Genomic DNA, 694 nt, shown 5'->3' with positions numbered 1-694 from the left:
ACCCCCACCAGATCACCACGACCCACACCACGCGCCACCAGCCCACGCGCCACCCGATCAGCCGCCGCGTCCAACTCCGCGTACGACCAACGACGATCCCCACCGATCACCGCGACCGCATCCCGCGAACGACCCACCTGAGCCTCGAACAACCCGGCCAGCGAACCCGACACCACCGGCACAGCGGTCTCATTCCACCGCTCCACCACCCGCGACCGCTCACCCTCACCCAGCACATCGATCTCACCGACCCGAACATCCGGATCAGCCGCCACCCGCTCCAACACCCGAACCAACCGCTCAGACAACCCCCGAGCCGTCACCTCGTCGAACAGATCCACCGCGTACAGCAAGGTGCCGGCCATTCCGGCGGGAGCACCCTCCTCGTCCCGGTGCTCATTCAGATCCAGCGACAGGTCGACCCTCGCGGAAGCGGCTTCCGCGCCGTAGGCGAGCGGAGTGGCCTCCAGGTCCGGCAGATCCCAGAGCCTGTCGGGCTGTCGCTGGGCTCCCTGGACGGAGAGGGAGACCTGGAAGAGGGGGTTGCGGCCCATCGAGCGGGCCGGATTGAGGTCGTCGACCAACCGCTCGAACGGCAGATCCTGATGCGCGTACGCCGCCAGATCCGCCTCCCGAACCCGACCCAACAACTCACCGAACGACGGATTCCCCCCCACATCCGCCCGCAACACCA

At 67.9% G+C, this 694-nt stretch carries 1 protein-coding gene; it reads right to left on the bottom strand.

Annotation, left to right across the window (positions count from 1 at the left end):
• Window positions 1–694 (bottom strand): condensation domain-containing protein (locus ABD371_RS35760; protein WP_344486969.1); only part of this gene is annotated, 694 nt, incomplete at both ends.

Origin of the sequence: Streptomyces amakusaensis, assembly GCF_039532665.1 — a bacterium.
Lineage (GTDB): Bacteria > Actinomycetota > Actinomycetes > Streptomycetales > Streptomycetaceae > Streptomyces > Streptomyces amakusaensis.
Note: the sequence above shows the minus strand (reverse complement) of the source record. Positions and strands in the feature narration are given on the sequence as shown.